Origin of the sequence: Bilifractor sp. HCP3S3_D3 (assembly GCF_052063915.1) — a bacterium.
Lineage (GTDB): Bacteria > Bacillota > Clostridia > Lachnospirales > Lachnospiraceae > Bilifractor.
The window spans coordinates 115,900-123,059 of sequence record NZ_JBQHWP010000011.1 but is presented as its reverse complement, the minus strand read 5'-3'; the positions used below and the strand labels follow the sequence as shown (position 1 = coordinate 123,059).

Genomic DNA, 7,160 nt, shown 5'->3' with positions numbered 1-7,160 from the left:
AACGGTTATCCCGTTGCCGTCTTTACTTGTCTCCTTAACCAGATAGTAATATTCACCGGCCTTGTTATAGCTGATACGGTCGAATGTGATCGTGCTGCCCTTGCTGCTGCCATTTGCAACTACTTCACCAGTCTTATCATATGATTCATTTGATGCATACACCGCATATGTGAACTGATCATTGTCCGTAAGCGTGCGGCCTGTCATCGCCTTCGTTCCCGTAAGGTCAATCCCGCCCGTTGCGCTGTACGCATTTGTAAAGCTGATCGGCTCACTGTCATCTGCCACTTTGGCATTAAGAGAACCATTGCTGCCATCTTTAACACTGACATGGACTTTCTTTACGTTCTTGTCAACGGTTATCCCGTTGCCGTCTTTACTTGTCTCCTTAACCAGATAGTAATATTCACCGGCCTTGTTATAGCTGATACGGTCGAATGTGATCGTGCTGCCCTTGCTGCTGCCATTTGCAACTACTTCACCAGTCTTATCATATGATTCATTTGATGCATACACCGCATATGTGAACTGATCATTGTCCGTAAGCGTGCGGCCTGTCATCGCCTTCGTTCCCGTAAGGTCAATCCCGCCCTCTGCACTAGACGTATTTGTAATTTCGACTTTTCTTGTTGTCTGTGTTGTCAGCGAATCTTTATGAATCTCTGCGGCTGTTCCACTTGATCTGTCACAAGAATCAACAATAACTTCGCCTCTTAAACCACCATCATTATAATAATGAGCTGAAGGTGCAATTAATGTACCTGCTGTAACATTTTGTACTGATACAGTACCTGTATATGGATGATAATTCCCCTCAGAATCTTTTTGAACAACATTATAAATAATATGTCTGCCCAATTCCTCGTTATTATTGTCAGCATTGTTATTATCAATATTGATTTGTGAGAGGTTATATCGTTCTGGATATTCTGATGCATCAATATTAATCAGCAGGTAACCGTCTTCCCTGATTGTATTCAGAATGCCTTTACCATTCTGAACTTCAGTCAATACTTTATTTAAATCATTATCAAGAGTACCAGTATCCCACTTTGTCTCATGCCTTGCCCTAATATTAATAACACTAAGTGACCCTTGTCCTTCAGTTGCTCCCATATGTGCGTTGGCTAATTCTTCCGAAACACCTTTAAGATAATCCAGATTATCAGCAACAGTTGATTTAATACCGCTCTGTTGTTTTATTTTTATAGCATCCGCGTCTATATTGTAATAATCCTGAAGAGTAACAGTTCCATCTGAAGTGAAAATATAATTATTTCCGTCAAAATGGCCGTTCGTAAAATTCTCAATATATGTTGTGGCGTTAATATCTCCCTGAAAATAGTTCTGTGATAAAGTGCCTCCTATTGATTGCTTAACTGAACCAATATAAGAATCCGAATTACTCTCAGATTTAATACTGGTGATAACATTGTTGCCATAAGTCACAACATAATCATCATTTTTTCCATTATTTGCTACTGGATTTCCTTTACTGTCCAGTTCATAGATAGTAACATCTTCGGACTCCAGCTTGCGAACAGTGGCACTGGTATTCTCGAGTACTTTAACTCCAGAAATCTCACCTGCCTTAATTGTGATTGAGAACTTTTCTATCTGATTGTTATTGCTGCCATAAGATGCAAAATTAAACGTCTGATCTTTATTAGATTTCTGACTCAGTTTCTTCGTAACCTGTACATTTGTTACAGCATTTCTCTGCACTACATCTTTATCCTGATTGAGTTTCTGATTGCCTGTAATGTCAAGCGCCCCTACCTTGATATTGCCTTCAAGATGTTGTGCTGATGTCAATGAATTTGCATAGATCGCATAATTCGTCGTATTATCTTTGGCATTGATTTTATTCAGAATATCTTCATACGAGAACGTTGTTCCTTCATTCTCCCCATAATTCCAGCAATATGCATTACTCGGCTGATCTGTTTTAAAAGAAAATACCGAAAAGGAATCTGCCTTGAACTCGGCATTTTGGCTGTCTATCGACACATCCGCATTTTTTACATTCTCTACCTTCACATCATCTGCACTGATATTGGTAGCATCTGCTGTTGTGTCGTTGCTCTCCTTCACCGCATCGGTCAGTGGAAGGTGTTTGATCTCGACATCGGAATCCTTGTCCGCGTCAAGGCTCTTGGTCAGCTGATCTTTCTTGAAGTTTACGCTGATCTTTACTGCGCCTTCTGCCGGCTGTACTTCTACTTCCTTCTGTGTTACATTGCCGTCTTCATCCTTCTCTTCTACCGGATAGATGAAGGCCATATCGTACAGAAGGGTGTTCTCGTCGGTGTACTGTTTTTCTGTATCAGAATCAGACGATGCTGCCGCGTCGTCGTTCAGAGCGTTCATGTAAGCATCGTAATTATAATCCGTACTGTCCTTTGTGACCGGCGTTACACGGAACTCCGCATTATCCGGAACTGCCTTCGGGTCATCGAGGGTTGCTGTTACGCTTACCAGATCATCCTCATAGGAATATTCTCTCTTGGTCGCATCCTTGCGGGCTTCATCGATCTGCTCAGATGCAGTAAGGTTCTTGTCTTCCTCCTCAGAAGATGAGGATACGGAAGAAGATGCTGTAGAATCCGCCGCCGTTTCCTTATTTTCGGACTCGGCAACAGTTGCAGGTGTCGTTCCCTGCTCCGCTTCTGCTGCGGTTTCCGCATTTTTATTTTCTTCCGCAGACGGAGCCGCACTTTCCTCCGCTGCCTGCTCGGTACCGTTCAGACCGATCTCCTCGGTTCTGGTAGTATCGTTCTGATCTACGTTTGCTACCGTTGTTCCATCCGCATTCTCCGAAGCGGAAGCATCGGTATCTGCACTCGTCATTCCCTCGGCGGTTGTCTCCTGTACCGGTGTATCCTCAGCAGCGCGGAGTCTTACATTGGATGTAATACCGCTTGCTGCCACCATGGAAATGGAAAGAAACAGCGCCATCCATTTTCGGAATGTATTCTTGTTCTTCATCGTTCTCTCTCCTCCCGCATAGTACCGTCAGTGTTTCAGGGCTTTTCTTCTGCGTACAAGCAGAACCGCAAGAACCGCACACACCGCAAGAGCCGCAATGCTGATCACCATGATGACAAGGTTCCTTGTGGAATTCTTGTCCTTGTCGGAATTCAGCTTGATATTGCTCTCAGGTGTCTGGATCTCATCTGCCTGAACACCATCAATGGAAACATCACCGGAATCTTTGTCGCTTCCTGCTGCGTTGTTATCCGTTCCTGCAGTGCCGTCTGTTCCTGCAGCTGCAGCGGAAGAATTTTCATTCGATCCTTCATTGCCGTTTTCCGTGTTCGCGTCTGTGCTGTTTCCGGTATTCTCTGTTCCGTTCGATACACTTCCGGCAGCAACCGGCGCGATCGACGCGCCTGTGGAATCGTTGGTTGCCACTACCGTACTGACTCCTGTATCTGTATTCAGCATTACTGTTCTTGTAATTCCCGGGATGACCCGATATGTTGTACCGCCGTCTGTGACGGTCACCTCCTGCACTTCCTCTCTGGTGATGACCACTTTCTGGAATGCGGTGTTGTTCTCATCGTAGTAATAAACGGTGTAGGTCTCCTTCGGGGAATAGAAATTGTGATCTACATACGCAACCTGGCCGGCGATCCGAAGATAATGTACGTCATTGATATCAAGGCTGTCCGGAAAATCGATTCTCGTATCGCCCTCTGAGGTTACGGTCTGTGTCCGGCTCTGAAGCACATTTCCGTTCGCGATGTCTACATACTGGATATTGATCTCTCTGGTCTGGATCTCGGAGGAATTGCTGTAGCCTTCCGGATCATAGTAGACATACATCGTGTGATTGCTGTCATCGTAGGAATGAGTGAACGACTTGTCAAACGCCTTGTTGATCGTGTATGTAACTCCGTTCACCGTGATGGTCTTCTCCGGAGTGAAGGTTCCCTCCTCACCCGGTTTCACCTCAACAACCTTCGAATCGATGCAGCGGTTTGTCTCGGAGTTGTACAGAAGGACGTACCAGCTGTAGCTCTTCCCCGAATCCGCTGTCTGCTTCTGATACCGGATCGTATAAGTCCTGGTTGTATCGGAAACCTTATGTGTAATGTTCGTCGCATCCTCCGCCTGATAATTCACGATTTTTCCATCCTCTGTAACGGAGAATGCTTTCGGAGCCACGAACGTATGTGTCTTGCCATTTACATAGAAGGTTCTGGACGTAATCGTGCTTCCGTCATCTGCGTTCACATAGTTGACAGTGACCGGATAACGCGTGTCGGTATCCTTTGTCAGAGTGTAGTAGACGTTCTCAACTGCATCATCCTTGCTGTCATTCTCCTTTGAGGATCTGGTGTACAGCTTGCTTCCCGGCGCCAGCGTCTCCGGAATCTTGTCCTCAGACCCGGTGAACATATACAGGAGCGTGCCATCCTCTGTCATGCACTTGTAGGTCTTCTGCGAAGCCGTAGAATCCGCAGTTATTGGATGCTCCCGGTATATAAAGACCATATCGCCTTTAATGTCATCTTCAAAGGGAACCTGCATACTATCAGATTCCGCGCTGAGTGCCCCCTGCGGTCCGCTCACGATATCGTAATCTTTCCCGTTTTTATAGAAGGTGGAACGCACCGATATATTACCGGAGGGTCCCCAAGTTTCACCCTTCGATGCATCGAATGTCTCCAGAACATTGCCGCTTTCGTCCTTGAAGGTGATCGTATATTCACCCTTCTTGTCATTCGAATCCGCTTTTACCCCGGCTTTTTCATCCGTGCTCCCGGCGGACTCCGAAACAGCGCTGTTCTCCTGCGTCCCGTCCGCCCACACCGGCGGTGCCGCCGCGGTCATCATAAAGGCCGACATAGCCAGTGCAGAAGCCCTCAGCAACAGCTTTCTGTAGCTCTTCTTCTCTCTCATCTATCTCTCTCCCTTCCCATTCTGTTCCTATTCAAATACTGCAATAGCTGATTATTCTCATATGCATGATTTTTCTAAAATCACGCCCTCCCTGAAACCTGTGCAGGCCTTCCGAAAACGTTTCCGTGAATTGTCCCAAAAAAGGACCGCTTTCCCGCGATCTGAAAAGCAATCCTCTGATAATGCCTGCTGATATGTATTTATGGGTTGCACTGTTTCTGTACTTTTCCGATACAAAAGTGCTGTATCCCTGCTTGTCCTTGTTACAGTACCTTATGTACCTTCACGAATATTATGTTTCCAAGGTATGATTATGTACTAATATAAAACCATTTTCATCGATATGCAAGTATCTGAATTATTTTTATTGAATAATCTATTGTCTAACAATTGGTAATACCATTTTTCTCCAACAAAAATAACCGCCTGGGAGTATACATCTCTGCATCCGCCCGGCGGTTATCCTTCTTATTCATTATGATATTATCTGCTCTGCAATTTCATCTTGAAATCCGTCCGTTGCCGGATCTCGAAATCCATCAGTTTCCCTGGATCATGAAATCCATCAGTGCTTTGATATCTTCCGGCTCGGAAGCTACGATCTCCAGCTCCGGAATTGCTGCCTCGTTTGAGAAGATATTTGCCAGTGATACGTACTGGCTGAGCTTGGATTTGAGGTTCAGTCTGTCGCCCTCTGCGGTAACCAGCTCTACGCGGCCCTTGCAATTATCAATTACCTTGAAAAACCCGTCTACATCCTTAATGTTCTGCAGTTTCATTGTTGTACACCTCCAATACTGTTCTCTACTGCTTACCTTCTTCTGATGAACCTGTCCTCTTATTCTCTGGACAAAAACTCATCCTGTCCGATGTCCTTCAGACAAATATCAACGCGCCATGAATTCTGTATGAATTAAAACTCATTCTGCCTGATGTCCTCCGGACAAATTTCATCATACCATGAATTCTGTACGAATTGAAGGCAGTTTTTAATATCCATTGTAATTATTCGTCTGTCCGTAGTTCGCAGTCCCACCGTACGTGCCGTCCCCGTAGCCGGCTCCTGCTCCGTAACCGCTGTTATAGGTGCCGTCGGCATTGCCGCTGCTGTAGCTGCCGCCGGCATTGCCGCTGCCATATGTGCTGCTGTCTGTTCCGCCGTAGCTTCCTGCACCTCCGTAGATATCCGTACCGTTCGCTCCCGCGCCGTAGGTTCCGGTTCCACCGGCTGTGTTTCCTGCTTCTGTACTTCCATTTCCGTCTGCTTCGCCAGCTGCGCCGCCTGCCGTTCCCGCGGTTCCGGATGCGGAACCATCGGTACCGGATCCTGAGGCTCCGGCAGACTGTGTCCCTGTACCTGCCGCACCATTTGTATCCGTTCCCGCTCCCGCCGCTGTCTCTCCGGTCGGAACACCGTAGACATCGACCTCATTGATGCAGGTATCATCATAATCCGTTCCCTTATACACCTCGTCGATGGTCATCTTGATCTCGGATGTCTCGACATCCTTCGAGAGCTCCACGCAGAATTCCTTCTTCTCGTCCGGGAAGGTGACCTGAACGCTCTGATCGCCGAATTCGAAGGTCATCGTCTTCGGACGGTTGTTCATGGTGTAATTGTCATCCGAGCCGTACCAGTTTCCGAGGCGCAGCACAAGAAATCTCACCTTGCAGACCTGATCCAGATGATAGGTGACACTCTCACCGATCCCGGACCCGTCCACTCCTTCCTGCCAACTGCTGTCCTTCGATCCATCGTACAGAACATGCGGTGTGTTGTCGATTCCCGCCTGCGAAATCGTCGAAGTCGCATCGGCGCTCGCCACGGTTACCTGTGAATACCCGAGCAGATCAATCTGTGACTGACGGCTTGCGTCCACAATGGAAGCCGTCAGCTTGTCCTCCTCTGCCTCCGGCGTCACAGACGGCTCTGAGGTGGAAGAGACAGAAACCGAAGACGAGGAACTTGTGACCGATTCCTCCTCCGGAGTCGGCGTTGCTTTAATCGTGACCTTCTGCGGAGTATTGTTCTGTCCGTCTTTCAGGAATTTCGATATACCGAACATCGCGCCGATTCCCGCGGCAAGAATCACCAGAATCAGGATAATTCCCATAAGCAGAAGCTGGCGCTCTCTCTTTTTTACCCGAACCTTATCCAGCCGTCTGCCGCAGCGGGAACATCGCCTCGCAGTATCCGGATTTTGTTCACCACAATATGGACATCTCATAAAATTCCAGTCCCTCCAGTTTTT

General features: G+C 47.0%; 4 protein-coding genes. All 4 read right to left on the bottom strand.

Annotated elements, in window-relative coordinates; translation table 11 throughout:
* The coding region (locus tag ACTNDI_RS08350) for a Spy0128 family protein (protein WP_441100525.1) at window positions 1-2,988 on the bottom strand (2,988 nt) is incomplete at its 3' end.
* Window positions 2,989-3,015: 27 nt separating this feature from the next.
* Window positions 3,016-4,908 (bottom strand): hypothetical protein, encoded by a 1,893-nt coding sequence (locus tag ACTNDI_RS08345; protein ID WP_441100524.1) that lies wholly within the window; start codon window positions 4,906-4,908, stop codon window positions 3,016-3,018.
* 539 nt (window positions 4,909-5,447) lie between these two features.
* On the bottom strand, window positions 5,448-5,687 hold the full coding sequence (locus ACTNDI_RS08340) for a polya polymerase (RefSeq protein ID WP_441100523.1): 240 nt from the start codon (window positions 5,685-5,687) through the stop codon (window positions 5,448-5,450).
* 210 nt (window positions 5,688-5,897) lie between these two features.
* Window positions 5,898-7,136, bottom strand: coding sequence for an NADase-type glycan-binding domain-containing protein (locus ACTNDI_RS08335; RefSeq protein WP_441100522.1), 1,239 nt, complete (start codon window positions 7,134-7,136; stop codon window positions 5,898-5,900).
* Window positions 7,137-7,160 lie beyond the last annotated feature (24 nt).